Below are 26667 nucleotides of genomic sequence, written 5' to 3'. Positions count from 1 at the left end.
GCCGTCAATCCTCGTGATTCGCCGCGGCATCATCGCCTGCCGGTGTCTGGCGAAAGGGAAGCCGCCCGCGGCACTGCTCTAGATACGCCTCGACATAGGCGCGCTCCTCGCGGCAGAACTGCGCCACCGCTTCGCGGAAGCCTTCATGTGCCAGATAGTGCAGCGACCGGCTCAGCGCCGGGGCGAAGCCGCGGGTGAGCTTGTGCTCGCCCTGAGTGCCCGGGTCGAAGCGCGAAAGCCCGCGCGCCAGGCAGTGCTCGATGCCCTGGTAGTAGCAGGTCTCGAAGTGCAGAAAATCCACCTCCACTTCGCTGCCCCAGTAGCGTCCGTATAGGGTGTCATCGCCCTCGAAGCAGAGCGCCGCGGCCACAGCACGGCCATCGATGCTCGCCCTGACCAGCATCATCGCATCGCCCAGGGTGTCACGCAGTCGGGTAAAGAAGTCGCGATTGAGATAGGGGTGCTGGCCGCGTTCCAGATAGGTCATGCAGTAGCAGCGGTAGAACTGGTCCAGCGCGGCCTCGTCGATCGCCGCGCCGCTGAGGCGCTCGAACACGAAGCCCTGCTCCGCCAGCCGCCGGCGCTCGCGCCGGATCTCCTTGCGCTTGCGTGAGCTCATCCCCGCGAGGAAGCCCTCGAAGTCACCATAGCCGGCATCGCACCAGGTGAACTGTACCGCGCAGCGTTCGAGCAGCGGCGCCCCGAAGCCCGCCTGCCACGCCGCCACTTCGGCGTCACCGGCGAACAGCAGATGCCAGCTCTGCATGTCGCTTGCCCGCAGCACCGGGCCCAGCGCCGCGATCACCGCCGCATGCGACTCGTCGGCGACCACGCCCAGGCGCGGCCCGCTCGCCGGCGTGAACGGGATCGCCGACAGCGACTTGGGGTAGTAGTCGCCGCCGGCGCGCTCCCAGGCATCCGCCCAGGCCCAGTCGAACACGTACTCGCCGCGCGAGTGCCACTTGGCGTAGCGCGGCAGCACCGCCACCAGCCGCGCGCCGCGATAGACCAGCAGATGGTCCGGCGTCCAGCCGGTCTCGGTGCAGGCGCAGCCGCACGCCTCGAGCGCGACGAGAAACTCGTGCCGCAGGAACGGGTAGCCCGTACCCACCACCGCGTTCCAGCTGGCCGCCTCCAGCGCCGCCAGGCTGTCGAGCCGCGTCACCCGCAGCGCGTCCTGCGGCGTTTCCTGACGCTCTCCCTGCTGTGCCATGTCGACTCCCTCTTCGATATTTGCCGCCCGTGCCACTCGCACCGTCGCGCCGCGCTGACAGCCTAGTCGATAGCCCGCAGGGCGCGGCACCGAAAACGTCGAGAGCATGCGGCAAGCGTGCGATACTCTGGGGCATCGCCAACGACGCCATGACGATGGATACCATGAACGACCTGCACCCCACTCCGCCGCCGTCACCGCCCGGCCCTACCAACGTGATGGCGCTGGTCGCCTTCGCGCTCAGCGTGCTCGGCACCCTGGTACCGCCGGCGGCGCTGGGCGGGGTGGTCTGCGGTCATCTCGCCCGCCACCAGATCCGGGCGCGCCAGGAATCCGGCGACAGCTGGGCACTGGCAGGGCTGATCCTGGGCTATCTGCTGATCCTGCTGTCGCTGGCCGGGATTTTGCTGTTCGGCGGCTTCGTCGCGACAATGTTCGGTATCATGGCCTTCATGTAATCGCCGCGAGCGACCCGGAGAGCACCGGCTCAGCGACTCGACCACGCCGTAGACGAGACTTCATGCTAACTTCGCTTCTGGACAACGACTTCTACAAGATCACGATGCAGAACGCCGTGATCAAGCGCTTCCCCTATGCGCAGGCGCGCTATGCCTTCATCAACCGCGGCGAGCACGCCTTTCCCGAGGGCTTCGGCGAGGCTCTGCGCAGTGCGGTCGACGCCATGGCCGACCTCACCCTCAGCGAGGACGAAAAGCGATATCTCGAGCAGACCTGTCCCTATCTCGACCCCACCTATCTCGATTTCCTCGCCGGCTTCCGCTACAACCCCGCCGAGGTCACCATCGTCCAGCACGGCAGTGAGCTGTCGGTGACCATGGAGGGGCTGTGGTATCGCACCATTCTGTGGGAAGTGCCGCTGATGGCGCTGATAAGCGAGCTCTGGTATCGCCTGCGCCAGGTGCCACGTGACGACGATGCCACGGTCGAGACACGCACCCGGAGCAAGATCGAGCAGTACCAGCGCCTGGGGCTCAAGATCGCCGAGTTCGGCACCCGGCGACGCTTCTCCTTCGACGTTCAGGATCGTGTGGTAGGCGCCCTGCGTCACCACGGCGGCAGCGCCTTCAGCGGGACCAGCAACGTGATGCTGGCCATGCGCCATGGGGTCAAGCCGATCGGTACCCACGCCCACGAGTGGTTCATGTTCCATGGCGCGCGTTTCGGCTTCAAGATGGCCAACAGCCTGGCGCTGGAGCACTGGGTCGACGTCTATCGCGGCGATCTGGGGATCGCCTTGACCGATACGTTCACCTCGAAGGCGTTCTTCGAGAGTTTCGACAAGAAGTTCGCCAAGCTCTTCGACGGCGTACGCCACGACAGTGCCGACCCGATCGACTTCGCCTCCCAGACCATCGCCCACTACGAACGCCTGGGCATCGACCCGCGCAGCAAGACCATCATCTTCTCCGACGCCTTGACCCCGGAGCGGGTCGAGCGGATCCATGCCTTCTGCAAGGATCGGATCGGCATGGCCTTCGGCATCGGCACCAACTTCACCAACGACGTCGGCGCCACGCCGATGAACATGGTGATCAAGATGGTCGAGGCGCGCCCGGAGGGGCAGCACTGGCTGCCAGTGGTCAAGCTCTCGGACGTGCCCGACAAGCACACCGGCGACCCGGAGATGATCGCCCTGGCCCAGCGCGTGCTGGCGCTCAATCATCGCACCTGAGCTGAGCCTGCACCTGGTGGGCAGCGCCCGCGGTCACTGACCGCGGGCGCCCGGGGCTATTGGTTTAGCGTCTTGTCCAGGGTCAGCAGCGCCGCTTGCCAGGAGGCCGCGTCCGCCGCCGCGTTGTAGCCCAGCGGCAGGTCGAACTCCTTGGCCAGGGCGTCGGCGCCGGGATTGGTAAAGGCGTGGGTCGCCCCCGGATACTCCACCACACGCACCTTGGCACCGTCCTTCTCCAGGGTCGCCGCCATGTCGGCCAGCGCCTGCTTGTCCACCAGCGGATCGTCCTGGCCGTTGTAGATCCGTACCAGGCCGTCGAACGGCTGCGGCTGACTCACCGCCTGAGTGGGGCTGCCGTGGAAACTGATCGCGGCGTCGATCGGCATGCCTGCCAGCGCCATGTTCATCACCACGCCGCCGCCGAAGCAGTAGCCCATGGCGGCGATGTGCTCGCCATCCACCGCCGGGTGCTGACGCAGCGCTGCCAGCGCCGCGTCGAGCCGTGCCCGCGCCGCCGGCCAGTCCTGCATCACCTGACTGGAAAACGCCTTGGCGTCGTCGGGATGCTGCGCAACCTTGCCATCGCCGTACATGTCGACCGCCAGGGCGACGAAGCCCAGTGCCGCGAGCTGATCGGCGCGCTGCTTGATGTAGTCGTTCAGCCCCCACCACTCGTGCACTAGCAGTACCCCGGGTCGCGGCTGGTCGTCACTGGCGTTGTAGGCCAGGTAGCCCTTGTAGGTCTGACCCCCGGTGGTGTATTCGAAGGTCTCGCCCTGCACATGGGGACCCACGACCTCATCGGCCCACAGCGGCAGGCTCATCAGGCTGACGAACATGGCCAGCAGCAGTCGTCCCATCATCGTTCTCCTTGCGTTGACTGCGGGCCGGCGACGCCAGGGTGTGGTCATGACGCGCCGCTCCCGTTTTCCTCGTGCTCCGATTTCTCGCTTGCCCCGCTTTGCTCTCGTATTCCGAGTGCTGACGGTCCCGATCGCGACTTCTCCCCCGGCGGCTCACGCCTGCCGGTCAAGCGGCTCTCCGGCACTGACGATCGGCCACTACCCATGATCGGGGTGGTGATCAGAGTGCCTGCTGGACACGATTGCCGCCATGAGTCATCGCCGACTCGAGCCCGCTGTGGGCACGCGCCAGGAAGGTCTCGGGCGGCTCGCCCTGACGACGCTCGGCCACGCCCAGACTAACCGAGAACGCCAACCAGTGGCCATGGAACTCGACCCGTGTGGTGCCGAAACGCGCCCGCAGCCGCTCGGCGATGGCCGAGGTCTCCTGCAGCGACTTGCCGCTCAGCAGCAGCGCGAAACCGCGCGCGTCGAGGCGACCGAAGCTGAACCGCTCGCGCAGGGTGGCGCGACACATCTCGCCGATGCAGGCGAGGACCAGATCGCCACCTTCGCGCCCCCAGCGGGTGACGATATCGGCGAAGCCGTCGACCTCGAACACGATCAGCGACAGCCGCCCGTGGACGTCACCCATCGCCACCGCCTGACGCAAGAGCCCCAGAAAGGCGCGCTCATTGAGGGCCGAGGTGAGTTCGTCGGTGGCATCATAGGCATCCCATTGCAGCGCCTGGCGGCGGCGCTCGGTGATGTCTCGGGCCACCGCGACCCAGCCGGGGGAGACGCTGGTAATGGCGTCGCAGTCGGCGGCGAAGTGGATCTCGCACCAACGGTAGCTGCCGTCACGGTGACGCAGACGCAGCTCGAGCAGCGCCGCTCCCGCAGTCACCGCCTGCTCGTCGAGCGCGCGCTGTACCCGCGGCGCATCCTCGGGCGCCATCAATTCGAACAGCGAGCGCCCGGCGAGCGCATCGGCGCTGACGCCCAGAACCTGCCCCACTGCCCCAGCAGCGGCGCGGCAGACGAGATCGGCATCCAGCGCCAGCAGCACATCGGGGTTGTGCGCGAGCAGCGCGCGCGAGGCACCATCGCCGGCGCTCGCCTCGGTCACCCGCTCGAGCACACCGACCAGCGCCACGGCCTGCCCCTCGGCATCGCGCTGAATGCTGAGGGTATCGGCGATGCGACACGAGGTGCCGTCGACGTGGCTCAGCGTATAGATCAGGGTCACCCGCGTCTCGCCGGCGTCGAGCGCCGCCTGCAGCCGCTGGAGCGCCTGCAGCCGGCTGGCTTCGGCGATCGCGCTCAGCCAGCGCTGCGGATGGTCGAGGTAGTCGGCAGCGGGATGCCCACCCAGGTCGGCGACCGCCTCGGCAACGAAGCGGACTTCCCCCAGCCACCAGCCGGGGTCGGTCACGTAGACGGCAGCCGGTATGGCGCTCAGCCACTGCTGCGCCTCGTCGCTCGGCTTGCTCGCGCCGACCAGGGCATCGGATCGATTCATGCTCCAATCTCATGTTGCCGCAGCGACTGGCGGCGCAGTGGGTAAAGACGGGTTGTCAGCGCAGGCCGGCACGTCGCCGCGGTGCGATTTCGGTATCCCGAGAGGTGTCGCCCGTCGTCGATCCTGACGCATCGGTGGCGAGATTGGCTGCGGCATAACGCCGCTCGCAGGAGGCGGCCAGTTGACGCAGATCATCGACGCTCAGCTCGATGCGCTGGATGCCCTGCTGGCCCTGCCACAGCACGAAGACCACCGGCACGCGGCGCGCTTGGTCTACCCCCACGATGCGCCCGAGCCGTTCTCGACCGGGTTCGCGAAGCGTCTCGCCGATCAGGCGATGAGCGTTGAGGATCGTCTGTTGCATGGCACTGCCAACCTCGGCGCGGCGTTGAATGATAATGAATTAGAAGATTAGAGCCGTCTTACCTTAGAGGAGAGAGTCGCGTCAGGCCAAGTCTCAGGCACACATCTAAGTATAATTCAATTTTCCTGACTTTATCGGCAGCTGCTAACAGAACTTGAATCGATATTGCCCTGACTACCGACCTCTCGACGCGCGATAGATAGGAGGCTTCCCGCGGATCGCAGTCATGGTACCAGCCCCGGCGTCCACTGCCAGCCTCGCCGCTTCACGACTCGTCACCACTCGTCACACCAGGACGTATGCCATGAAAGGCCTATCGGCGGCGGCAGGCAAATGATGAGCGCCATCGGCCATGATGTCGGTCCGCTGACAACCAGAATGTCGGCCCGCCGACCACCAGGCCAAAAAAATGGCGCTCCTGAGAGCGCCATTGGGAACTGCCTTGAGGGACTACCGACTCGGGGGACTACCGAAACGTCGTGGCGTGGTTCGCCGACGCCGTTCGGCAGCGATGGGTCAGGCGGTCGCCTGCATCGCCAGCGCGGTATCCAGCATGCGGTTGGAGAAGCCCCACTCGTTGTCGTACCAGGCCATGACCTTGACCAGACGACCGTTGACGCGGGTGTGGTTGGCGTCGAAGGTCGAAGAGTTGGGGTCGTGGTTGAAGTCGATCGAGACCAGCGGCTGGGCGTTGACTGCCAGCACCGGCGAAGCGGCGGCGGCCTTCTCGACGATCTGGTTGATCTCCTCCTTGCTGGTGTCACGGCCCGCCGTGAAGGTCAGGTCGACCAGTGAGACGTTGATCACCGGCACGCGCACCGCCAGGCCATCCAGCTTGCCATTGAGCTCCGGCAGCACCAGGCCCACGGCGGCAGCGGCACCGGTCTTGGTCGGGATCATCGACTGGGTGGCGCTGCGCGCACGGTACGGGTCGGAGTGGTAAACGTCGGAAAGATTCTGATCGTTGGTGTAGGCGTGCACCGTGGTCATCAGACCATTCTCGATGCCCACCGCGTCCTGCAGCGCCTGGGCCACCGGTGCCAGGCAGTTGGTGGTACAGGAGGCATTGGAGACGACGCGATGCTCGGCCTTGAGCACCTGCTCGTTGACACCGAACACGATGGTGGCGTCGGCATCGGGGCTGGGTGCCGAGATCAGCACGCGGGCGGCGCCGGCTTCGATGTGCTTGGCCGCCGCAGCGCGCTTGGTGAACAGCCCGGTGCACTCCATCACCAGGTCGACGTCGAGCGACTGCCACGGCAGTTGACCCGGATCGCGCTCGGAGAGGATGCGAATGCTGTCACCGTCTACGCTCAGCGTATCGCTGTCGTGATCCACCTCGAAGCCGAAGCGGCCATGCACGCTGTCGTGACGCAGCAGATGGGCGTTGAGCGCCGGGTCGCCCAGGTCGTTGATGGCGACAACCTGGATGCGATCGCGGTAGCCGTTCTCGTAGAGCGCGCGGAGTACGTTGCGACCGATACGGCCGAATCCGTTGATGGCGACACGCAAAGTCATGGTGCTCTCTCCTCTCAGATGGCGAAACCCCGAGCGGGACGGGGCGATCGATGGGTCACGAGGCCGGGGCACAGCGGCGACCCGGGGCTGCCTCGAAGCCTGAACTGACGATAGTCCGTGACTGCTGACAGTCTAGAACATCGCGCCATGAAAAAATATTACCCCGAAAGACTAATACCAACGCCGCATTCACGGCCACCGGGCATTTTTTTTGGTAAGTTTACCAAACAACCACGATAGCTCGATGAGGCAGACCCTGATGCTCAACTCCACGATCGACCGCGTGACTCGACGTATCGAAGACCGTTCCGCCGACCGTCGTCGCCTCTATGAGGAACGCATGGCGCGCCAGCACCGGCGTGGCGTGCATCGCGGCGAGCTCTCCTGCGGTAACCTGGCCCACGGCTTCGCCGCCTGCGGCGCCGGCGACAAGAACAGTCTCAAGCTGATGAACAGCGCCAACATCGGCATCGTCTCCTCCTACAACGACATGCTCTCGGCGCACCAGCCGCTCGAACACTTCCCCGAGCTCATCAAGCAGGCCGCCCGTGGCATGGGCTGCACCGCGCAGTTCGCCGGTGGCGTGCCGGCGATGTGCGACGGCGTCACCCAGGGCCAACCCGGCATGGAGCTGTCGCTCTTCTCCCGCGACGTGATCGCCATGGCCACCGCGGTGGCGCTGTCGCACAACATGTTCGATGGCGCGCTCTACCTCGGCGTATGCGACAAGATCGTGCCGGGGCTGTTCATCGGCGCGGCGCGCTTCGGCCACCTGCCGGCGCTGTTCGTCCCCGCCGGCCCCATGCCCAGCGGCCTGCCCAACAACGAGAAGTCGCGGATCCGCCAGCTCTACGCCGAAGGCAAGGTCGGCCGCGAGGCGCTGCTCGAAGCGGAGTCGGAGTCCTATCACAGCCCTGGCACCTGCACCTTCTACGGCACCGCCAACTCCAACCAGCTGATGCTGGAGATGATGGGGCTGCACCTGCCGGGCACTTCCTTCGTCAATCCCGGCACCCCGCTACGCGACGCCATCACCCGCTACGGCACCGAGCAGGTCATTCGCAACAGCGAACAGGGCGGCGATTACCACCCCTTCTATCGCCAGATCACCGCCAAGGCGATCGTCAACGCGATGATCGGCCTGCTCGCCTCCGGCGGTTCGACCAACCACACCCTGCACCTGGTGGCGATGGCGGCGGCGGTCGGCATCACCATCACCTGGGACGACTTCGCCGAGCTGTCGACGGTGATCCCCAGCCTGACCCGGATCTACCCCAACGGTCAGGCCGACGTGAACCACTTCCATGCCGCCGGTGGGGTCAGCCTGCTGGTACGCGAGCTGCTCGGCGCGGGCCTGATGCATGCCGACGTCAAGAGCGCCTTCGGTACCGATATGCACGCCTACACCCAGGAGCCGTTCCTCGATGGCGACCAGCTGGTGTGGCGCGAGGGCACCCGCGAGAGCCTCGACGAGGAGGTGGTACGTCCGGTGGCCCGAGCCTTCTCCCCCACCGGCGGTCTGGCAGTGCTCGACGGCAACCTCGGCCGCGGCGTGATCAAGGTCTCGGCAGTCAAGCCGGAAAGCCGTCGCGTCGAGGCGCCGGTGCGCATCTTCGACGACCAGAGTCAGGTCAAGGCGGCGTTCGAGAGCGGCGAACTCGATCGCGACGTGATCGTGGTGGTGCGCTTCCAGGGCCCACGGGCCAACGGCATGCCCGAGCTGCATCAGTTGACGCCCTTCCTGGGTGTCCTGCAGGATCGCGGCCACCGCGTCGCTCTGGTCACCGACGGGCGCATGTCGGGCGCCTCGGGCAAGGTCCCGGCAGCCATCCACGTCACTCCGGAGGCGGTCGACGCCGGCCCGCTGGCCTATCTGCGCGACGGCGACGTGGTCAGACTCGATCCGGACAAGGGTGAACTTCACGCGCTGGTCGACGCCGACGAGTGGGCCGGTCGCGAACCTGCAATCTGCGACCTGGATCATTATCATCACGGCATGGGCCGCGAACTCTTCGCCGGCTTCAGACAATTGGTCGGCGGCGCCGAGGACGGCGCCGCCGTCTTCGGCGGCTTCGACGCCGCCGATCTGCCTGGAGGGCATTCATGACCACACTCGCCTTGGTCGGCGATATCGGCGGCACCAACGCCCGCTTCGCCCTGGTCGCACCCGGCAGCGTCGAGCTGCAGGCGATCGAGACCCTGCCCTGCAATCACTACGCGGGGCTGGTCGAAGCGATTCGGGCCTACCTCGAGAAGGTCGGCGCCGAGGCCCCGCGCGAGGCCTGCCTGGCCTTCGCCTGCCCGGTGCACGAGGATTGGGTCAAGATGACCAACAACGACTGGGCGTTCTCCAAGAAAGCGGTCGCCGAGACGCTGGGGCTGGGCACCTTCAAGGTCATCAACGACTTCACCGCCCAGGCCCTGGGCATTCCGCATATCGATGCCAAGGACCTCACCCCGGTGGGTGACGGCGAGGCCGAGCCGCGCCGCCCGCGGCTGGTGATCGGCCCCGGGACCGGCCTGGGCATGGCCGGCCTGGTGCCGAGCCAGCGCCACTGGATCCCGTTGACCACCGAGGGCGGCCACGCCACCTTCGCTCCCACCGACGAGCGCGAGCGCCAGATACTCGACTTCTTTCGCGCCCGCTATGGCCGGGTTTCGATCGAGCGCCTGCTGTGCGGTCAGGGGCTGCTCGATCTCTATCTCGCCCACGCCGCGCTACTGGGCGCCACCCCTGCCTACAACTCCCCCGCCGAGGTCACCGGCGCAGCACGCGCCGGTGACCGGGTCGCGCGCGAGACGCTGATGCGCTTTCTCAAGATTCTGGGCAGCGTGTGCGGCGACGCCGCGCTCACGCTGGGCGCGCTGGGCGGGGTCTATCTCTGCGGCGGCATCACCCCGCGCCTGATCGAGTGGCTGCCGCGCAGCGATTTCCGCCGCGCCTTTGCCGACAAGGGCCGCTTGAGCGCTTACACTGCCGGCATCCCCACCTGGGTGGTGACGGCGCCGTGGACCGGCCTGCTGGGCGCGGCGGAAGCTCTGCACAACGAGGAAGTGACATGATTCCCGATACGCTCGCCGATCTGATCGCGGCGACCGACGGCCAGCGCGAGGCGACCTGGGAGGGCCGCCGCGTGCTGCTGATCAATGCCGACTGGGGCCAGCTCGCGCTCTCGCTGCAGGGCGCGCAGGTCCTGCACTTCTTGCCTTTCGACCGCGAAGCCGCAGGCCGCCGCCCGGCGCCCGGCCCCGAGGATGGCTGGCTCTGGGTGACGCCCACCCCGCAGGCGATGCCGGGGGCGATCCGCGGCGGTATTCCGCTGTGCTGGCCGTGGTTCGCCGACGAATCGCCCGACGGCCAGGGCCCCATGCATGGCCCGGCACGCACCGCCGAGTGGCGCCTGGACGCGGTCGACGAGGATCTCTCGGGCAACGGGGTCGAGATCCATCTCTCGCCACAGGAGCGCCTGCACGACGAGCTGACCCCCAACGCGGTGGTCCACGCCAATGCGCAAAGGCTCAGCGTCGAGCTGTTCACCCGCCACACCGGCACCACGCCGGTCAAGCTGACCGGGGCGCTGCACACCTACTTCGCGGTCGCCGATACCCATCGCTGCCGCGTCGAGGGGCTGGCCGGGGCACGCTATCTGGACAAGCTCGAGCGCTTCGCCGAGAAGCAGCAGCAGGGCGAGCTGGGCGTACGCGGGGCGCTGGATCGGATCTACCAGTCCAACCGCCCGGTGGTGCTCGATGACGGCCAGCGGCGCCTGCTGATCACCAAACAGGGCAGCGACTCCACCGTGGTCTGGCATCCGGGCGAGGGCCTGCCGGGAGACACCCCCGCGGCGGTCGGCCAGCGTTTCCTCTGCGTCGAGGCCGCCTGCACCCGGGTCGATCCGGTCTGGCTGGTGCCCGACGGGCAGCATCTGCTGGCCACCACCATCGTCAAGGCCCCCGATCATGACTGAGACGCCGGTGTTCGACGTCCCCTTCATCCTGGGCATGATGCGCCTCCACGAGCGGCCCGAGTTCGCCGATCCCGACACCCTCGGCGACTGGCTGCAAAGGCGTGTCGATCAGGGGCTCACCTGGTTCGACCATGCCGATATCTATGCCGACCAGCAGTGCGAGCAGCGCTTCGGCGACGCCCTGCGCCGCCGGCCGGCGCTCAGGGCGCAGATCCGCATCGTGACCAAGGGCGGCATCGTGCCGCCCGGGCGCGACCGCTCGCCGTTCGGGGTCAAGCACTACGACACCTCCGCGGACCATCTCAGCGCCAGCATCGACGGCTCCCTAGCGCGACTGGGGGTCGAGCGGCTCGACCACTATCTGCTGCATCGGCCCGATCCGCTGATGGACGCCGAGGCCACCGGCCGCGCCCTGGATGCCGCCATCGATGCCGGCAAGGTGGGTACGGTGGGGGTCTCCAACTTCCTCCCCGAGCAGTGGCGCCGCCTGCAGGCGGCGATGCACCACCAGTTGGGGGCGCATCAGCTGAAGCTGTCGCTGGCCCACCCGGATGCGCTGTTCGACGGCTTCTATGACGCCATCGTCGCCGACGGCCTCGCCCCGATGGCATGGTCGCCGCTGGGCGGCGGCTCGGTTTTCGAGGACGTGCTCGGCAGCGCGCTCTCCCAACTCGCCGAGCGTCTCGACTCGACCACCGCGGGGCTCGCACTGGCCTGGCTGCGGCGCCTGCCGGGGCGGCCGATCCCGGTCATCGGCACCTTGAACGAAAAGCGTATCGAAAGCCTGCTGGCGAACGGTAGTCTCGAACTCGACCGCCCGACCTGGTTCGCGCTGCTCGAGGAAGCACGCAGCTACCGGGTGCCCTGAGCACCGCCGACGCTGCGTGGCCACCCCGGACCTCATGCCATGGAGATCCCCAACACCATGACCCCCATCATCGCCTTCGGCGAAGCCCTCGTCGATATGCTCTCCAGCCGCCTGGGCGACGACACCGGGCCCGAGACCTTTACCCCCTACGCCGGCGGTGCCCCCGCCAACGCGGCCGTGGCCTGCGCTCGTCAGGGCCTGCCCAGCGTGTTCCTGGGCATGATCGGCGATGACCGCTTCGGCGACTTCATCGTCGAGGCGCTCGACGCCCACGGTGTCGACACCCAGCACGTGGTGCGCACCCGCGCCGCGCGCACCGCCCTCGCCTTCGTCTCCCGCGATCGCGAGGGCGAGCGCCAGTTCGACTTCTATCGCCCGCCGGCGGCGGATCTGCTCTACCGTCGCGAACACCTGCCCTCGGGGATTTTCGCCGAGCCGGCACTGGTGCACCTGTGCAGCAACAGCCTCACCGACACCGAGATCGCCCGCACCACGCTGGATCTGGCCAGCATCGCTCGCCGTGGCGGCTGCGTGATCAGCGTCGATGCCAACCTGCGTCCACTGCTGTGGCCCCAGGGCCGGGTCGATGTGGCGCTGGTCGAACAGCTGCTCGAACGCGCCCACCTGATCAAGCTGTCGCGGGAGGAGCTCGACCAACTGCGCGGCGAACGCAGCGCGGAGGAGTGGATCAGCGCCCGGCTGGCCCGCGGTACGCGCCTGATCGTGATCACCGACGGCCCCGGCCCGGTGGAAGCATATCTCGCCGAGCGCCGGCTGCAGGTGTCGCCGCCACAGGTCAAGGCGGTCGACACCACCGCCGCGGGGGATGCCTTCATCGGTGGCCTGCTGGCTTCGCTGTCGCGCGCCGAGGTCACCTGCGAAACGCTCAGCGACTGGCTCGCCGATGAGGCCCAACTGGAAGAGGCACTCATCTTCGCCGCCCGCTGCGGCGCCTTCACTGCCATGCGCGCCGGCGCTTTCGCCGCGCTGCCGGGCAGCTCAGACCTCGACGACCTCCCCACCTGAGCCCACCACCAGGGCGTGAAAGGCGCTCGCGGTGGAAGAGAGCTGCTGGTCGGCGCGGGTGACGACGCCGACCGGCCGCTCGACGATCGGCGCGGAGAGCGCCAGACAGCGCACCCCCAGCGCCTCCATCTGATCGCGACACAGCGCCGGCACCGCGCTCACGCCCAGCCCCTTGCCCACCAGCTGGCCCACCGTCGCCAACTGGTGGCTCTCGAACGCTACCGGCAGGCTCAGTCCGTGCTGCGCCAGCTGGCGTTCCAGCACCACGCGCACCTGTGACGGCCGCTGCAGGGTGATGAACGGATACTCGAGCAGTGACGCCCAGGTAACCTCGCCTGCTGCCGCCAGCGCCGAATCCGGCGGCACCGCGGCGACGAAGCGATCGAGGTAGAGCGGCGTGAAGGCCAACGCCTGCTGCGCTGGCGGCGCGAAGGCGATCCCGAACTCGACCCGCTGGGTCAGCACCATCTCCACCACCTGCTCGTTGATCACGTCATGGATGGTCACGCCGATCCGCGGATGGCGCTGGCGGAACGCGGCGATCAGCGGTGGCAGGCGGTTGGAGGCGAACGACGGCATGGCGGCGATCGCCAGATGCCCCTGCTGCAGGTGGAAACGCCGGCGCATGGCGTCCTCGACGTCGTCCCACTCCGCCAGCAGCCGCCGCGCCAGCGGCAGCAGCGTCTCCCCCTCCGGCGTCAGCCGCACCTGGCGCGTGGTGCGCGAGAACAGCGCCCCGCCGAGCTGCGACTCCAGCGATTTCACCGCCAGACTGAGCGCCGACTGGGTCACATGCAGCCGCTCACACGCCTGGGCGAAGCTCAGGGTCTGGGCCACCGCGAGAAAGGCACGGAGCTGTTTGACGGTCATCAAAACGCCTCATTAATGAGAAAACCTCGATAATTATCGGCGAAAATAAATTTAATAACAGCGCGAGGAGCGGTCATAGTCATAGGCATAGCGCGCGTCATGACTCGCACAAGACAACATCAACGCTCACACCGAGGCCCACCATGACCCAAACCGCCGCAACGCAAGAGAGCCGCCCGCGCGGCAAGTGCTATCCCAGCGCGCAGGCCGCGCTCGATGGCTTGATCGAGGATGGCATGACCCTGGCCGTCGGCGGCTTCGGCCTGTGCGGTATTCCCGAAGCGCTGATCCAGGCCCTGCGCGACAGCGGCAAGCGCGAGCTGACCGTGGCCAGCAACAACGCCGGCGTCGACGGCTTCGGCCTGGGACTGCTGCTCGAATCCCGCCAGATCAAGAAGATGCTCTCCTCCTACGTGGGTGAGAACAAGGAGTTCGAGCGCCAGTACCTCTCCGGCGAACTGGAACTCGAGTTCTGCCCCCAGGGCACCCTGGCCGAGCGCCTGCGCGCCGGCGGGGCCGGGATCGCCGCCTTCTACACCCGCACCGGCTATGGCACCAAGATCGCCGAAGGCAAGGAGGTGCGTGAGTTCGACGGCGAGCATTACGTGATGGAGCGCGGCCTGCCAGTGGACGTGGCGCTGATCAAGGCGCAGGTCGCCGACCGCGCCGGCAACCTGCGCTTCAACAAGACCGCGCGTAACTTCAACCCGCTCGCGGCCATGGCTGGCCGGGTGTGCGTCGCCGAGGTCGAGGAGATCGTCGAAACCGGCGCCCTCGACCCCGACGACATCCACCTGCCGGGCATCTTCGTCCACCGCCTGGTGCACAACCCGAACCCGGAGAAACGCATCGAGAAACGCACCCTGAGGGAGGGCAACTGAGATGGCCTGGAACAAGGAAGAGATGGCGCAACGCGCCGCCGGCGAACTGCGCGACGGCTTCTACGTCAATCTGGGGATCGGCCAGCCGACACTGGTGGCCAACTATATCCCCGAGGGCATGGAGGTGTGGCTGCAGTCGGAGAACGGCCTGCTCGGCATCGGCCCCTTCCCCACCGCGGAGACCGTCGACCCGGACCTGATCAACGCCGGCAAGCAGACCGTCACTGCCCTGCCCGGCTCGAGCTACTTCGACAACGCCGAGTCCTTCGCCATGATCCGTGGCGGCAAGATCAATCTGGCGATTCTCGGCGCGATGCAGGTCTCGGCCAAGGGGGACCTGGCCAACTGGATGATCCCGGGCAAGATGGTCAAGGGCATGGGCGGCGCCATGGATCTGGTCGCCGGGGTCCAGCGCGTGGTGGTGCTGATGACCCACACCGCCAAGGGCGAGCACAAGATTCTCGATGAGTGCAGCCTGCCGCTGACCGGCGTCGGGGTGGTCGATCGTATCATTACCGATCTCGGCGTGATGGACGTCACCGGCCAGGGCCTGGCGCTGGTCGAGCTGGCCCCCGAGGTGACCTTCGAAGAGATTCGCGAGGCCACCGGCTGCGAGCTGATCGACCAGCGGGAGACACAGCATGCCTGATACCAGCCACGACCGCGATGCGGTCATCGTCGCCGCCACGCGGACCCCCATCGGCACCTTCCAGGGAGCGCTTTCCAGCGTCCCCGCCGTGACCCTGGGCGCCACGGTCATCCGCCGGGTGCTCGACGGCATCGACCCGGCCAGCGTCGACGAAGTGATCATGGGCCACGTGCTACGCGCCGGCCTGGGCCAGAACACCGCGCGTCAGGCGGCGATCGAAGCCGGTCTGCCCGACAGCGTGCCGGCGATGACCATCGACAAGGTATGCGGCTCCGGGCTCAAGACGGTGCACCTGGCGGCCCAGGCGATCCGCTGCGGCGATGCCGAGGTCGTCGTCGCCGGCGGCATGGAGAACATGAGCCTGGCGCCCTACGTGCTGCCCAAGGCGCGCACCGGCCTGCGCATGGGCCACGCCGAACTGATCGACAGCATGATCCAGGACGGCCTGTGGGACGTTTTCAACGACTACCACATGGGCATCACCGCGGAGAACCTGGCCGAGCAGTACGCGATATCGCGCCAGGCCCAGGACGCCTACGCCGCCGAGTCCCAGCGCCGTGCGGTGGCCGCCCGCGACGCCGGACGTTTCGACGCCGAGATCACCCCGGTAGAGGTGCCCCAGCGGCGCGGCGACGCCATCGTCGTCGAGCGTGACGAGCAGCCGCGTGAGGGCGTCAGCGCCGAGTCGCTGGCCCGGCTCAAGCCGGCCTTTCGCAAGGAGGGAACGGTCACCGCCGGCAACGCCTCGGCGATCAACGACGGCGCCAGCGCGCTGCTGATCATGAGCGCGGCGCGCGCCCGCGAGCTGGGCCTGCCGGTGCTGGCGACCATCCGAGCCTGTGCCAACGCCGCGGTCGACCCTGCCACCATGGGTATCGGCCCGGTGCCGGCGACCCGGCGCTGTCTGGAACGTGCAGGCTGGACGCTCGCGCAGCTCGACCTAATCGAGGCCAACGAAGCCTTCGCCGCGCAGACCTTAGCGGTGGCCAAAGAGCTCGGCTGGTCGGCCGACAAGGTCAACGTCAATGGAGGCGCCATTGCGCTGGGCCACCCGATCGGCGCTTCGGGCGCGCGCGTCTTGGTCACCCTGCTCCACGAAATGCAACGCCGCGACGTCGCGCGCGGGCTGGCCACGCTGTGCATCGGCGGCGGCCAAGGTGTCGCCACGGCGATCGAACGCGGCTGATCCCGGCCCATGGCGGCCCGCGAGGCTCTCGCGCCTAGGTACTGTCTGAAAAGTCGACGAGCGAAGACCAGTCAAGGCAAAAATCGGCGAAAACGCGGAGTTTACGGGATGTAAATGAGCACTTTGAGCCGATTTTTAACGCCGCATGGGCGAGCGCAGTCCTTATCAGGCAGTACCTAGCGGGCCGTCCACCCTAGATCGATCCCCCAGTCGGCTCCGGTCACTGCCGCCGCGCCGTCGGAGACCAGATAGGCCACCAGCTCGGCGACTTCGGCGGGCTCGATCAGGCGCTTGACCGCCGCCCCGGCGAGCATGATTTTCTCCACCACCTCGGCCTCGTCCATGGCGTTCAGACGCGCCTGGTCAGCGATCTGCTTCTCCACCAGCGGCGTGCGCACATAGGCCGGGCAGATGGCATTGGCGGTGATACCGTGCTCGCCGCCTTCCAGCGCCGCGGTGCGGGTCAAACCGATCAGGCCGTGCTTGGCGCTGACGTAGGCCGCCTTGCCCGGCGAGGCCACCTTGGCGTGGATCGAGGCGACGTTGACGATCCGCCCCCAGCCGCCGCGCTGCATGTGGGGCCACGCCGCCTGGGTGAGCAGAAAGGGGGCGGTGAGCATCAGATCGATGATCTGGCGCCACTTCTCTTCGGGGAAGTGGGCGATATCGGCAACGTGCTGGATACCGGCGTTGTTGACCAGAATATCGACCCCGCCGAATGCCTCGACCGCAGCGTCGATGGCGCCGCGGCACTGGGCGCCATCAGTCAGGTCCGCCTCGAAAAAGCGCGCACCGGCCGCCTCGGCGACTGCCCGACCGTCGGGATTGAAATCCACTGCCAGCACGCGCTGGCCGCGTGCGGCCAGGGTCTCCACCACCGCCCGCCCGATACCGCTGGAGCTGCCGGTGACCACCGCCACGCGGGGCGTCTCAGACGTAGCACTCATGGCAACACCTCCTCTCTCGACGTTCGCTCATCGATTCTCGAGGCGAGTCCGATGTGACGGCAGATGGCCTCGAAGACTTGCCCGCAAGCCGGTCTAGCGCGGATAGCGCTGCGTCGCCTCGCGGGTCAGGCGCGTGATCTCTTCCCAATTCTGCTGGTCGATCAGCGCCTTGGGCGCCATCCACGAACCGCCCACACACATCACGTTGGGCAGCGCCAGATAGTCGGCGGCGTTGTCCACGGTCACCCCGCCGGTGGGGCAGAACAGCGCCTCGGGCAGCGGCCCGCCGAACGACTTGAGCGCCTTGGCGCCGCCATTGGCCTCGGCAGGGAAGAACTTGAAGCGGCGATAGCCGCGCTCCCAGCCGGTGACCACCTCGGAGACCGTGGCCACCCCGGGCAGCAGCGGTACCTCGCTGGCGATGCCGTGCTCGAACAGCGCCGGCGTGGTGCCTGGGGTAACCACGAAGTCGACCCCGAGCTCCTCGCAGATGCGGTACTGCTCGACACCGAGCACGGTGCCGGCACCCAGGGTGACTTCCGGCAGGGCTTCACGGATGCGCTGCATGGCCTCCACCGCGCAGTCGGTGCGCAGGGTGATCTCAAGCACGTCGAGGCCGCCGTCGACCAGCGCCTGCGCCAGCGGCACGGCGTGGTCGAGACGCTCGATCACCAGCACCGGAATGATCGAGGTGGCGCGACAGATGGCGTCGAGACGATCGGTCTGCGCCTGTGGCAGGAGACGGGGGGCGGATGACATGACAAGGTTCCTCGTTGAATGATCGGTGACGGGTGCCCGGTAGTCGGTGAGCCCCGAGCATCGGCGCCCCGCTCAGGGCGCCCAGTAGATCGCCAGCGGGCAGCTGAGAAAGGCCCGGATCGGCAGTTCGCGCACGTCGTCTCCCGCCAGTGCCCGGGCCAGCACCGTACGCTTGGCGTCGCCGACGATATGCAGCGCGTGGCGCCGGGCGGCGTGCAGCCGCGCGGCGCTCAGGGTGAGGCGGGGATGGCTGGCGCTGGGCGCACGCACTGCTACCACCGCTTCGTCGCTGCACAGTGCCAGCCCCAGCTCGAGACTATCGGGGAACAGCGATGCGGTGTGGCCATCACCGCCCATCCCCAGCACCACCAGGCTGGCCGGCCATGGCAGGGTATCCAGACGCGCGGCGACGCTCGCCGCGCCCTCTTCCGGCGTGGCGTGGTCGCTGGTCAGCGGATGCAGGATCGCCGCTGACGCGGGCCCGGTCAGCAGCGTTTCGCGCAGCAGGCGCGCATTGCTGTCCGGGTGGTCGGCGTCGACCCAGCGCTCATCGGTCAAGGTGATATCGACCCGCGACCAGTCGAGCGACTGCGCGGCGAGGCTGCGCAGGAACGGCGTCGGCGTGGTGCCACCGGAGAGCACCAGCAGCACCCGCGGCTGGCTGGCGAGGTCGCTCGAAAGCGCCGCCGCGGCGGCCTCGGCGAGCTGCGCGCCGAGGCGGTCACGACCGCTGTCAGTAGTCTTCATACTCAGCAGTCTTCATGATCAATAGTCTTCATACCAGGAGCGCCCGTCCTGGGTGATCATGGCGATCGACGCCACCGGCCCCCAGGAGCCCGCCGGATAGCGCCGCGGCGGAATATCGCGCTTCTCCCAACCGTCGATCAGCTGGTCGACCCACTTCCAGGCGTACTCGATCTCGTCACGACGCACGAACAGATACTGCTGCCCCTTCATCACCTCCAGCAGCAGACGCTCGTAGGCATCGGGAATACGCGCCTTGGGGAAGGCGTGGTTGAAGTCGAGGTGCAGCGGGCCCGGGCGCAGACGCATGCCCTTGTCGAGCCCGCCATCCTTGGTCAACACCTGCAGCGCAATGCCCTCTTCCGGCTGCAGCCGGATCACCAGCTTGTTGGCGGCGAGATTGCGCTGGTCGGGATCGAAGATGTAGTGCGGCTGCTGCCGGAAGTGAATGACGATCTGCGACAGTTTCTCCGGCATGCGCTTGCCGGTGCGCAGATAGAACGGTACGCCGGCCCAGCGCCAGTTGGAGACTTCGAGACGCATGGCGACGAAGGTCTCGGTGGTGCTCGAGGTGTTGGCGTCGTCCTCTTCCAGGTAGCCGGGCACGTTCTCGCCGTTGATGGCACCGGCGACGTACTGGCCACGCACCACGTGACGATTGAGCGCCTCGCCCTCGATTGGCTTGAGCGCCTTGAGCACCTTGACCTTCTCGTCGCGGATGGCGTCGGCGTCGAGGTTGGCCGGCGGGTCCATGGCCAACATGGTGAGCAGCTGGAGCAGGTGGTTCTGGACCATGTCGCGCAGCTGGCCGGCCCTGTCGAAGTAGCCCCAGCGCCCTTCGATACCGACCTGTTCGGCCACGGTGATCTCGACGTGGGAGATCTGACTCTGGTTCCACTGGTTGCCGAACATCGGGTTGGCGAAGCGCAGCGCGATGAGGTTCTGCACCGTCTCCTTGCCCAGATAGTGGTCGATGCGGTAGATCCGCGTCTCGGGGAAGACCGCGCCGATGGCGTCGTTGATCTCGTGGGAGGAGGCAAGGTCGTAGCCGATCGGCTTCTCGACCACCACGCGCGAGGTGTCGTCGAGGCTGCCGCTACGCTCCAGGTTGGCGCAGATGGCGCCGTAGATGCTGGCCGGCACCGCCAGATAGATGGTCAGCGGGCAGGTGTCATCGGCGCTGCGGGCGTGCCAGTCACGGATCTGCTCATAGCCCTCGACGGTATCGAAGTCGAGCTGGCAGTAGTCCAGGCGCGCCAGGAAGCGATCGATGCAGGCCTGATCCTGCTCCTTCGGCTTGACCCGCTTCTTGAGCATGCCCAGCACCGTGTCGCGGAAGCTGTCGGCGTCGTGCTCGCGTCGGGCCAGGCCGAGAATGCGCGTCTGCTCGCCCAGCAGACCATCCCGGTCGAGATGGTAGAGTGCCGGGTAGAGCTTGCGTAGCGCCAGATCACCCAGCGCCCCGAACAGCGCCAGATCCACGTTGGGCGTTGCCTCTCGAGACATTGCCTCTCTCCGCTTGTGTGGTTAATTTACGAATAAAATACGCCATTCCGGGCCGAGTTGACACGCGACTTGCGCATCATATGCCTGCGACAGCGGCCGATTCGGTCACTAACTTACCGCTTGCGGTCGCGCGCTCGGCCGGCATCGCTTGGCGCCACCGGCGCCGCGGGCTAGGATGCAGGGTTTGTGTCAAACCGTGATGGCACGCCCCGCTGCCAGGAGACTCACCGCTAGCATGGCCAACCACGATCTCATCGCCCGGATCCGAACGCGGATCGACGAGCTGAACCGATCGGAACGCAAGGTCGCCGACGTGATTCTGCGCGACCCCAATGCCGCGATTGGCATGAGCATAGCCACTCTGGCACAGGCTGCCACGGTGAGCGAACCGACCGTCAACCGATTCTGCCGCAACTTCGACACCAAGGGTTATCCCGACTTCAAGATCCAGCTGGCGCAGAGTCTGGCCGGCGGTACACCCTATGTCAGCCGCAGCGTGGAGAGCGACGACGACGCCGGCGCCTACACCGACAAGATCATCGGTGCGACCATCGCCGCCCTCGACGAAGCACGGCGTACGGTCGACCCCAAGCGCATCGAGCGTGTGGTCGATCATCTCTCGCAGGCGCGTCAGATCAACTTCTTCGCCCTCGGCGCCTCGGCCCCCGCCGCCTTCGACGCCCACAACAAGTTCTTCCGCTTCAATCTGCCGGTCTCGGCGCACAACGACGTGCTGACCCAGCGCATGATCGCCGCCGCCGCCCATACCGGCGACGTCATCGTGGTGATCTCCTATACCGGGCGCACCCGCGAACTGGTCGAGGTGGCTCAGCTCGCCAGCGACAGCGGCGCCACGGTGATCGGCATCACCCGCGAGGGCTCGCCGCTGGCCGAGGTGTGCACCGACCTGCTGCCGGTCGATCTGGCCGAGGACACCGAAGTCTACATGCCGATGGCCTCGCGCATGATCCACATGGCGCTGATCGACGTGCTGGCCACCGGCGTCACGCTGCGCCGCGGCAAGTCGTTCCTGCCACATCTGCGCAAGATCAAGGAGAGCCTGCGCCCGACCAAGTTTCCGCCCGCCAAGGAGTGAGGCGCACGGTGCGGTATCTTAAAGATCGGGGGCAAAAGCGGTTATCATGCATGCCGAGGTACGGTCGCGCGCCTGCCCGATGACACGCCTATTCGACTCCCCTATTCGAGGTCACGCCATGCGCTGGTTGTTCGCTCTGGTCCTGATGCTGGTCGGCAGCGTCTCGCAAGCCGACACTTTCCGCTTCACCGCGATTCCGGACGAGGACCAGTCGCGCCTGGTCGAGCGCTTCTCCAAGGTCGCCGATTACCTCTCGGACAAGCTCGGCGTCGAGGTCGAGTACGTGCCGGTGACCTCCTACGGCGCGGCGGTGACCGCCTTCCGCAACGACCAGGTGCAGCTGGCCTGGTTCGGTGGCCTCTCCGGGGTTCAGGCCCGCCGTCTGGTGCCCGGCTCCCAGGCCATTGCCCAGGGCCAGGAGGACGCCGAGTTCCGCAGCTACTTCATCGCCAACACGCAAGCCGACATCGCCCCTTCCGAGACGGCGCTGCCCGAGGCGGTGCGCGGCCACAGTTTCACCTTCGGCGCCAAGACCTCGACCTCGGGGCGACTGATGCCTGAGCACTTCATCCGCCAGCGCTTCGATGCGGCTCCCGACAAGGTGTTCTCGCGGGTCGGCTTCTCCGGCGACCACTCGCGCACCATCGCCCTGGTCGAGTCCGGCACCTATGACGTCGGCGCGGTCAACTTCACCGTATGGCAGGCGGCGGTGGCCGATGGCCGCGTGGACACCGACAAGGTCGCAGTGATCTGGAAGTCGCCCACCTATCCCGACTACCAGTGGACCCTGCGCGGCGACGTCGACGCGCGCTACGGCGAGGGCTTCAGTGCCAAGGTGCAGAAGGCGCTGCTCGAGATGACCGACCCCGCCCTGCTCGAGAGTTTCCCGCGCTCCGGCTTCATCCCGGCCAGCAACGCCGACTATGCGCCGATCGAAGAGGTCGGTGAGTCGATCGGCCTGCTGCGCTGAGACCGCGTGACACTCCTTCGCTTCGACGGTGACGACCTGGGGCACGCCGACCGGGTCGTGCTGCCGGGGCTGTCGCTGACCCTGGAACACGGAGAGCAGGTGGCGCTGTTGGGCCAGAGCGGTGCCGGCAAGTCGACTCTGCTGAGTGCGATCCGCGCCCGGCTCGAACCGCACGCCGCCTGGTGCCCGCAGAGCCACGGCCTGGTGCCGCTGCTCTCGGTCTACCACAACGTCTATATGGGCCGGCTGGAGCGCCACGGCGCCCTGGCCAACCTGCTCAACCTACTGCGGCCGAATCGTGACGCCTGGCAGGCGGTCGAAGCGCTGTGCGCCGAGCTCGGCCTCGACGGCCTGCTGCGCCGTCCGGTGGAGCGTCTCTCCGGTGGGCAGCGTCAGCGCGTGGCGATCGCCCGCGCGCTCTATCAGCAGCGCGACGTCTTCCTGGGTGACGAGCCGCTGGCCAGCGTCGATCCGCACCAGGCCCTGCGTCTGCTGCAGCGGATCCAGCGCCAGCACGCCACCAGCGTCATCGCGCTGCATCAGCACCGCCTGGCGCTGAGTCACTTCGACCGGGTGATCGGGCTGCGCGACGGCCAGGTTCAGCTGGATGCCGCCAGCCGTGAGCTCACCCTGGCCGATCTCGACGCGCTCTACCCCGACGCCGCGGCCGCCTCGACCAGCGTCGCCACCTCTGCATGAGCGCGGCACCCGGCTGGCTGCGCGGTGACAGCCCCGGCCTCACCCTCGCCCGGCGCTCACTGGCGCTGGTGACACTCTGTCTGCTGCTGCTGCCGCTGGCCGACCTCGAGATCACCGCCGCCGACCCCTGGGCGGAGCTGTGGCGCATGGCCCGCGGCCTGGCCTGGCCCGACTGGCTGGCCCTGGAGAACCCGCTCCACGCGATCGCGCTCACCGTCAGCGTGGCGCTGTGGGGTACCTTCCTCGGCGCACTGCTGGGGTTCCCGCTGGCGCTGGTCTTCCCGCGATCGCGCACACTGCGCGCCCTGTGCGCCTTCGTCCGCGCGATCCACGAGCTGTTCTGGGCGCTGCTGTTCCTGCAGGTGTTCGGCCTCTCGGCGGTCACCGCGCTGGCCGCGCTGGCGATCCCCTACACCGGCATCTTCGCCAAGGTCTACGCCGAGATCCTCGAGCTGACCCCGCGCGCGCCCTCGGCTGCGCTGCCCGCCGGTGTCGATCGCCTGTCACGCTTCATCTATGCCGAACTGCCGCTGGTGTGGGAGCGCCTGGCGAGCTACACCCGCTACCGTTTCGAGTGCGCCATGCGCGCCAGCGTGCTGCTCGGCTTCGTCGGTCTGCCAACGCTGGGGTTCTATCTCGAGAGCGCCTTCCGTGAGGGCCGCTTCGGCGAGGCCGGGGCCCTGCTGTGGATATTCTACCTGCTGATCGCGACGCTGCACTGGTGGGGGCATCGCCGCCTGCTGCCGCTTCTGCTGATCGCCGGGCTCTACTGGCTCGGGCCCTGGCCCGACGTCGATGGTGCGCTGCTGTGGCGCTTCGTCAGCCACGACCTGTGGCCGGCCCCGCTGCTCACCGGCGACCTGACAGGGCTGCTGGCCTGGGTGCGCGACATGCCGGACCTGCTGCCGGCGATCGGCAACACCCTGCTGCTGGCGCTGATGGGGATGGTGGGGAGTCTGGTGCTGGCGCTGCTGCTATGGCCGCTGGCCAGCCGCCATTTCGGCAACCGCGCCAGCCGCGGGCTGGGCCGCCTGGCGCTGGTGATGGTGCGCTCGACCCCGGAGCTGATGCTAGCATTCGTCTTCCTGCTGCTCTTGGGGCCGTCGATGCTGCCGGCGTGGCTGGCACTGGCGCTGCACAACGGCGCGCTGATCGCCTTTCTGGTGGCGCGCCACGCCGACGGCCTCACCCCGGGCATGCCCGGGCTGCCGGCCTCGGGGCGCTACGCCTACGAGCTGCTGCCGCGGCTCTACCCCAACCTGCTGGCACTGCTGTGCTACCGCGCCGAAGTGATCCTGCGCGAGACCGCCCTGCTGGGCATGCTCGGCGTCGCCACGCTGGGGTTCTACATCGACTCCAGCTTCGAATACCTGATGTTCGATCAGGCACTCTTTCTGCTGCTGATCACCGCCGGGCTGAACATCGCGGTCGACGCCGCCGCCCGCCGCTTCCGCCCCCGCGAGGTGCCGGTCGACGATCCGTGCAGCCGCTGACCCACGGCCACTGATGCGTTGCGCAAAACGGCTGTCCGTAGAAAACGATATCCACAAAAAAACGATGTCCAAAAAAACAATGCCCAGCGAGAAGCCGGGCATCCAAGAGAACCTATCGGGTCGAACCCTTCACTCGACGGCATCGCAACTTGCCGCCTTGCCGCGCTTCCCTGCGGCGGCACGCCATCCCTGGCGTGGGCGCTTCCTGCGCATGAGGCCTTCCTGACCTCTAAGTTTACCTAGGCAATGATAGCACCACGTAAAATCCTTGTACAACATTTTTACGCTCGGGTTGGCAAGCGTCATCGGCATGCGTAGGCTTGGCGGATCGCAGCCACCGCTAATTTAAGGTTGTCTGTTGACTATGCAGCCGGCCGGCGCAGCGTATGGCGTACCGAGGAGGGAAAAGGGCAGCTCGGTTGGCGGCGTACCAGACCGGTGCCACCCGTTAGTTAACCCAGATCAAGTCGGCACGCGGTGACTGAGGGTAGGCTTGCCAGGCCCGCGGAATCGTCCTTCCCGGGCGCGCCGGGCTCAGGCCCGGCGCTTTACGCCCCGCTTGATCCCCGCACGCCGCGCAAATGCATAAACCTTGCACGGAGCCTGGCGCATTTTCCGTTATGATGCGTCGATCCGTGACACGGATGTAACACTCGTTTTCACGCTCGTTTTCACGACCAGGACTGTCGACACCGCGCATGACGGAGCTATTCGTTCAGGAGTGGCGAGGCTGGACCCCGCACCGCGAAGCGGCCGGTGAGGCGCGCCTGGAGACCAGCGCCAAGCCCGCTGGCACGGCAATTCCATCGATGCTGCGCCGCCGCCTCAATCTGATCGGCCGCGCCGTGTGCGACATGCTGATCGCGCTCGACCCGGCGGCCGAGCTGGATGTGCTGCACGCCTCACGCCACGGCGACGGCGAGCGCACGCTGGAGATGCTCTACGCCATCGATGCCGGCGAGCCGCTGTCACCGGCACGCTTCGGCCTGTCGGTACACAACGCCATCATCGGCGTCTACTCGATCGCCAGCGGCAATCGCCGCAGCCAGCAGGCGGTGGCCGCCAGCGGCGCGGAGTGGGCGGCACTGATGGCCGAGGCGCTGGGGTACCTCAGCGACGGTACCGAGCGCCTGCTGGTGGTGTTCGGCGACCAGCCGGTACCGGCACGCTTCGCCGACTTCGCCCCGCATACGCCAGCGGCGGCGGTGGCCCTGGTACTGGGCACTGCGCCCACCCCGGGGGCGCGACGTCTCACGCTAGCGGCGGCTCCCGACACCGTTGGCGAGGCGCTGCAGCCGCTCGATGTGATCGACTGGCTGATGCAGCGGCGTGGGCCGCTGAGCTGCCCCATGGCCGGGCGCACCTGGACACTCGCGCCGGACGCCTGACCGCGCCCGGCGATAGGTAAGCACAGGGTGTGTACGAAAAGTCGGCAAGCGCTGGCAGTTTTTGTACAACACCCTATATCGCGCGTCACCCCGACGCGCACAGGCCGGCGTAGAACCGGCAGCAGGGCGGGGCCACGCGCCATGCGCGGCACCGCGAAGATGGTGGCAAGGACACTGGTGACAAGGAAAGCAAGACCATGACCACGACAGCGCTGGAACACGAACTCAAAGAGATGATCATCGAGACCCTGGAGCTCGAGGACGTCACCCCCGCGGATATCGATCCCGACGAGCCGCTGTTCGTCGAGGGGCTGGGGCTCGATTCGATCGATGCCCTGGAGCTCGGCCTGGCGCTGCAGAAGCGCTACGGCATCACCCTGGAGTCGGATGCCGAGTCTTCACGTCAGCACTTCGCCAACCTGAGGAGCCTGGCCGCGCTGGTCGAAGCGCGTCGCGCCAGTTGAG

The 26667-nt window shown here is 67.4% G+C and carries 26 protein-coding genes; 16 read left to right on the top strand and 10 right to left on the bottom strand.

Annotation, left to right across the window (positions count from 1 at the left end; genetic code table 11):
- Positions 1 to 4: 4 nt before the first annotated feature.
- Positions 5 to 1213, bottom strand: coding sequence for a GNAT family N-acetyltransferase (locus tag ABV408_RS04845; RefSeq protein ID WP_353981319.1), 1209 nt, complete (start codon positions 1211 to 1213; stop codon positions 5 to 7).
- A 164-nt stretch (positions 1214 to 1377) separates the two neighbouring features.
- Between ABV408_RS04845 and ABV408_RS04840 the strand changes: the two genes are divergently transcribed.
- Entirely contained in the window at positions 1378 to 1671 is a 294-nt protein-coding gene (locus ABV408_RS04840; protein WP_242495500.1) for a DUF4190 domain-containing protein, read from the top strand.
- 62 nt (positions 1672 to 1733) lie between these two features.
- A complete protein-coding gene (pncB, locus tag ABV408_RS04835; RefSeq protein ID WP_353981318.1) occupies positions 1734 to 2906 on the top strand; it encodes a nicotinate phosphoribosyltransferase in 1173 nt (390 codons plus the stop codon).
- 56 nt (positions 2907 to 2962) lie between these two features.
- On the opposite strand, the gene ABV408_RS04830 is transcribed toward pncB, so the two are convergent.
- From ABV408_RS04830 to gap, 4 genes are all read right to left on the bottom strand, one after another.
- On the bottom strand, positions 2963 to 3769 hold the full coding sequence (locus ABV408_RS04830) for a dienelactone hydrolase family protein (RefSeq protein ID WP_353981317.1): 807 nt from the start codon (positions 3767 to 3769) through the stop codon (positions 2963 to 2965).
- 220 nt (positions 3770 to 3989) lie between these two features.
- On the bottom strand, positions 3990 to 5270 hold the full coding sequence (locus ABV408_RS04825) for a PAS domain-containing protein (RefSeq protein ID WP_353981316.1): 1281 nt from the start codon (positions 5268 to 5270) through the stop codon (positions 3990 to 3992).
- Positions 5271 to 5325: 55 nt separating this feature from the next.
- A complete protein-coding gene (locus ABV408_RS04820; protein ID WP_353981315.1) occupies positions 5326 to 5634 on the bottom strand; it encodes a hypothetical protein in 309 nt (102 codons plus the stop codon).
- Between the two features lie 516 nt (positions 5635 to 6150).
- Positions 6151 to 7152, bottom strand: a complete 1002-nt coding sequence (gene gap, locus ABV408_RS04815; RefSeq protein WP_207031336.1) for a type I glyceraldehyde-3-phosphate dehydrogenase — start codon at positions 7150 to 7152, stop codon at positions 6151 to 6153.
- A 244-nt stretch (positions 7153 to 7396) separates the two neighbouring features.
- On the opposite strand from gap, the gene edd reads away from it, so the two are divergent.
- Genes edd through ABV408_RS04790 form a run of 5 tightly spaced genes read left to right on the top strand, consistent with a single transcriptional unit; the run spans position 7397 to position 13014 of the window.
- Positions 7397 to 9259 (top strand): phosphogluconate dehydratase, encoded by a 1863-nt coding sequence (gene edd / locus ABV408_RS04810; RefSeq protein ID WP_353981314.1) that lies wholly within the window; start codon positions 7397 to 7399, stop codon positions 9257 to 9259.
- On the top strand, positions 9256 to 10215 hold the full coding sequence (gene glk / locus ABV408_RS04805) for a glucokinase (RefSeq protein ID WP_035476040.1): 960 nt from the start codon (positions 9256 to 9258) through the stop codon (positions 10213 to 10215). Before edd ends, glk begins: the two co-directional genes overlap by 4 nt.
- Complete coding sequence (locus ABV408_RS04800) at positions 10212 to 11120, top strand: D-hexose-6-phosphate mutarotase (RefSeq protein ID WP_353981313.1); 909 nt, start codon at positions 10212 to 10214, stop codon at positions 11118 to 11120. Before glk ends, ABV408_RS04800 begins: the two co-directional genes overlap by 4 nt.
- Entirely contained in the window at positions 11113 to 11988 is an 876-nt protein-coding gene (locus ABV408_RS04795) for an aldo/keto reductase (RefSeq protein ID WP_353981312.1), read from the top strand. The genes ABV408_RS04800 and ABV408_RS04795 overlap by 8 nt, the downstream gene beginning before the upstream one ends.
- Positions 11989 to 12045: 57 nt before the next feature.
- Positions 12046 to 13014: a carbohydrate kinase gene (locus ABV408_RS04790; protein ID WP_353981311.1), complete on the top strand. Its 969-nt coding sequence runs from the start codon at positions 12046 to 12048 to the stop codon at positions 13012 to 13014.
- Here the strand turns inward: ABV408_RS04790 and ABV408_RS04785 are convergent.
- A complete protein-coding gene (locus ABV408_RS04785; protein ID WP_353981310.1) occupies positions 12988 to 13884 on the bottom strand; it encodes a LysR family transcriptional regulator in 897 nt (298 codons plus the stop codon). The two genes, ABV408_RS04790 and ABV408_RS04785, sit on opposite strands and share 27 nt — an antisense overlap.
- A 143-nt stretch (positions 13885 to 14027) precedes the next feature.
- On the opposite strand from ABV408_RS04785, the gene ABV408_RS04780 reads away from it, so the two are divergent.
- From ABV408_RS04780 to ABV408_RS04770, 3 genes are read left to right on the top strand one after another with little or no spacing between them, the layout of a single operon-like run.
- Entirely contained in the window at positions 14028 to 14765 is a 738-nt protein-coding gene (locus tag ABV408_RS04780; protein WP_353981309.1) for a CoA transferase subunit A, read from the top strand.
- Position 14766: 1 nt separating this feature from the next.
- Positions 14767 to 15414, top strand: a complete 648-nt coding sequence (locus ABV408_RS04775; RefSeq protein WP_353981308.1) for a CoA transferase subunit B — start codon at positions 14767 to 14769, stop codon at positions 15412 to 15414.
- Entirely contained in the window at positions 15407 to 16600 is a 1194-nt protein-coding gene (locus tag ABV408_RS04770) for an acetyl-CoA C-acetyltransferase (protein WP_353981307.1), read from the top strand. The genes ABV408_RS04775 and ABV408_RS04770 overlap by 8 nt, the downstream gene beginning before the upstream one ends.
- Before the next feature lie 176 nt (positions 16601 to 16776).
- Here the strand turns inward: ABV408_RS04770 and ABV408_RS04765 are convergent, their stop codons facing one another.
- The 4 genes from ABV408_RS04765 to zwf form a co-directional block, all read right to left on the bottom strand.
- Positions 16777 to 17547, bottom strand: a complete 771-nt coding sequence (locus ABV408_RS04765; RefSeq protein ID WP_353981306.1) for a 3-hydroxybutyrate dehydrogenase — start codon at positions 17545 to 17547, stop codon at positions 16777 to 16779.
- A gap of 93 nt (positions 17548 to 17640) precedes the next feature.
- Positions 17641 to 18306: a bifunctional 4-hydroxy-2-oxoglutarate aldolase/2-dehydro-3-deoxy-phosphogluconate aldolase gene (locus tag ABV408_RS04760; RefSeq protein ID WP_353981305.1), complete on the bottom strand. Its 666-nt coding sequence runs from the start codon at positions 18304 to 18306 to the stop codon at positions 17641 to 17643.
- A 72-nt stretch (positions 18307 to 18378) separates the two neighbouring features.
- Positions 18379 to 19053, bottom strand: coding sequence for a 6-phosphogluconolactonase (pgl, locus tag ABV408_RS04755; protein WP_353981304.1), 675 nt, complete (start codon positions 19051 to 19053; stop codon positions 18379 to 18381).
- 18 nt (positions 19054 to 19071) lie between these two features.
- The gene (zwf, locus tag ABV408_RS04750; RefSeq protein ID WP_353981303.1) at positions 19072 to 20556 is read right to left on the bottom strand and encodes a glucose-6-phosphate dehydrogenase; all 1485 of its coding nucleotides are present in this window, start codon (positions 20554 to 20556) and stop codon (positions 19072 to 19074) included.
- A gap of 235 nt (positions 20557 to 20791) precedes the next feature.
- On the opposite strand from zwf, the gene hexR reads away from it, so the two are divergent.
- The 6 genes from hexR (at position 20792) to ABV408_RS04720 (ending at position 26666) form a co-directional block, all read left to right on the top strand.
- On the top strand, positions 20792 to 21652 hold the full coding sequence (gene hexR, locus ABV408_RS04745; protein ID WP_353981302.1) for a transcriptional regulator HexR: 861 nt from the start codon (positions 20792 to 20794) through the stop codon (positions 21650 to 21652).
- Positions 21653 to 21770: 118 nt separating this feature from the next.
- The gene (locus ABV408_RS04740) at positions 21771 to 22622 is read left to right on the top strand and encodes a putative selenate ABC transporter substrate-binding protein (protein WP_353981301.1); all 852 of its coding nucleotides are present in this window, start codon (positions 21771 to 21773) and stop codon (positions 22620 to 22622) included.
- 6 nt (positions 22623 to 22628) lie between these two features.
- The gene (locus tag ABV408_RS04735; RefSeq protein ID WP_353981300.1) at positions 22629 to 23321 is read left to right on the top strand and encodes an ATP-binding cassette domain-containing protein; all 693 of its coding nucleotides are present in this window, start codon (positions 22629 to 22631) and stop codon (positions 23319 to 23321) included.
- A complete protein-coding gene (locus ABV408_RS04730; protein ID WP_353981299.1) occupies positions 23318 to 24814 on the top strand; it encodes an ABC transporter permease in 1497 nt (498 codons plus the stop codon). Before ABV408_RS04735 ends, ABV408_RS04730 begins: the two co-directional genes overlap by 4 nt.
- 698 nt (positions 24815 to 25512) lie before the next feature.
- Positions 25513 to 26202, top strand: coding sequence for a beta-ketoacyl synthase chain length factor (locus tag ABV408_RS04725; RefSeq protein WP_353981298.1), 690 nt, complete (start codon positions 25513 to 25515; stop codon positions 26200 to 26202).
- Positions 26203 to 26399: 197 nt separating this feature from the next.
- Entirely contained in the window at positions 26400 to 26666 is a 267-nt protein-coding gene (locus tag ABV408_RS04720; protein WP_353981297.1) for a phosphopantetheine-binding protein, read from the top strand.
- Position 26667: the final 1 nt, after the last annotated feature.

It is taken from the genome of Salinicola endophyticus, assembly GCF_040536835.1.
Taxonomy (GTDB): Bacteria; Pseudomonadota; Gammaproteobacteria; order Pseudomonadales; family Halomonadaceae; genus Salinicola; species Salinicola endophyticus_A.
The sequence above is the reverse complement of the archived record's forward strand: the minus strand, read 5'-3'. Positions and strand labels throughout refer to the sequence as shown.

What these genes read in the sequence shown, in the direction of transcription:
- ABV408_RS04845 (WP_353981319.1), bottom strand. Translation starts at nt 1,213, where the DNA reads ATGGCACAGCAGGGAGAGCGTCAGGAAACGCCGCAGGACGCGCTGCGG.
- ABV408_RS04840 (WP_242495500.1), top strand. Translation starts at nt 1,378, where the DNA reads ATGAACGACCTGCACCCCACTCCGCCGCCGTCACCGCCCGGCCCTACC.
- pncB (WP_353981318.1), top strand. Translation starts at nt 1,734, where the DNA reads ATGCTAACTTCGCTTCTGGACAACGACTTCTACAAGATCACGATGCAG.
- ABV408_RS04830 (WP_353981317.1), bottom strand. Translation starts at nt 3,769, where the DNA reads ATGATGGGACGACTGCTGCTGGCCATGTTCGTCAGCCTGATGAGCCTG.
- ABV408_RS04825 (WP_353981316.1), bottom strand. Translation starts at nt 5,270, where the DNA reads ATGAATCGATCCGATGCCCTGGTCGGCGCGAGCAAGCCGAGCGACGAG.
- ABV408_RS04820 (WP_353981315.1), bottom strand. Translation starts at nt 5,634, where the DNA reads ATGCAACAGACGATCCTCAACGCTCATCGCCTGATCGGCGAGACGCTT.
- gap (WP_207031336.1), bottom strand. Translation starts at nt 7,152, where the DNA reads ATGACTTTGCGTGTCGCCATCAACGGATTCGGCCGTATCGGTCGCAAC.
- edd (WP_353981314.1), top strand. Translation starts at nt 7,397, where the DNA reads ATGAGGCAGACCCTGATGCTCAACTCCACGATCGACCGCGTGACTCGA.
- glk (WP_035476040.1), top strand. Translation starts at nt 9,256, where the DNA reads ATGACCACACTCGCCTTGGTCGGCGATATCGGCGGCACCAACGCCCGC.
- ABV408_RS04800 (WP_353981313.1), top strand. Translation starts at nt 10,212, where the DNA reads ATGATTCCCGATACGCTCGCCGATCTGATCGCGGCGACCGACGGCCAG.
- ABV408_RS04795 (WP_353981312.1), top strand. Translation starts at nt 11,113, where the DNA reads ATGACTGAGACGCCGGTGTTCGACGTCCCCTTCATCCTGGGCATGATG.
- ABV408_RS04790 (WP_353981311.1), top strand. Translation starts at nt 12,046, where the DNA reads ATGACCCCCATCATCGCCTTCGGCGAAGCCCTCGTCGATATGCTCTCC.
- ABV408_RS04785 (WP_353981310.1), bottom strand. Translation starts at nt 13,884, where the DNA reads ATGACCGTCAAACAGCTCCGTGCCTTTCTCGCGGTGGCCCAGACCCTG.
- ABV408_RS04780 (WP_353981309.1), top strand. Translation starts at nt 14,028, where the DNA reads ATGACCCAAACCGCCGCAACGCAAGAGAGCCGCCCGCGCGGCAAGTGC.
- ABV408_RS04775 (WP_353981308.1), top strand. Translation starts at nt 14,767, where the DNA reads ATGGCCTGGAACAAGGAAGAGATGGCGCAACGCGCCGCCGGCGAACTG.
- ABV408_RS04770 (WP_353981307.1), top strand. Translation starts at nt 15,407, where the DNA reads ATGCCTGATACCAGCCACGACCGCGATGCGGTCATCGTCGCCGCCACG.
- ABV408_RS04765 (WP_353981306.1), bottom strand. Translation starts at nt 17,547, where the DNA reads ATGAGTGCTACGTCTGAGACGCCCCGCGTGGCGGTGGTCACCGGCAGC.
- ABV408_RS04760 (WP_353981305.1), bottom strand. Translation starts at nt 18,306, where the DNA reads ATGTCATCCGCCCCCCGTCTCCTGCCACAGGCGCAGACCGATCGTCTC.
- pgl (WP_353981304.1), bottom strand. Translation starts at nt 19,053, where the DNA reads ATGAAGACTACTGACAGCGGTCGTGACCGCCTCGGCGCGCAGCTCGCC.
- zwf (WP_353981303.1), bottom strand. Translation starts at nt 20,556, where the DNA reads ATGTCTCGAGAGGCAACGCCCAACGTGGATCTGGCGCTGTTCGGGGCG.
- hexR (WP_353981302.1), top strand. Translation starts at nt 20,792, where the DNA reads ATGGCCAACCACGATCTCATCGCCCGGATCCGAACGCGGATCGACGAG.
- ABV408_RS04740 (WP_353981301.1), top strand. Translation starts at nt 21,771, where the DNA reads ATGCGCTGGTTGTTCGCTCTGGTCCTGATGCTGGTCGGCAGCGTCTCG.
- ABV408_RS04730 (WP_353981299.1), top strand. Translation starts at nt 23,318, where the DNA reads ATGAGCGCGGCACCCGGCTGGCTGCGCGGTGACAGCCCCGGCCTCACC.
- ABV408_RS04725 (WP_353981298.1), top strand. Translation starts at nt 25,513, where the DNA reads ATGACGGAGCTATTCGTTCAGGAGTGGCGAGGCTGGACCCCGCACCGC.
- ABV408_RS04720 (WP_353981297.1), top strand. Translation starts at nt 26,400, where the DNA reads ATGACCACGACAGCGCTGGAACACGAACTCAAAGAGATGATCATCGAG.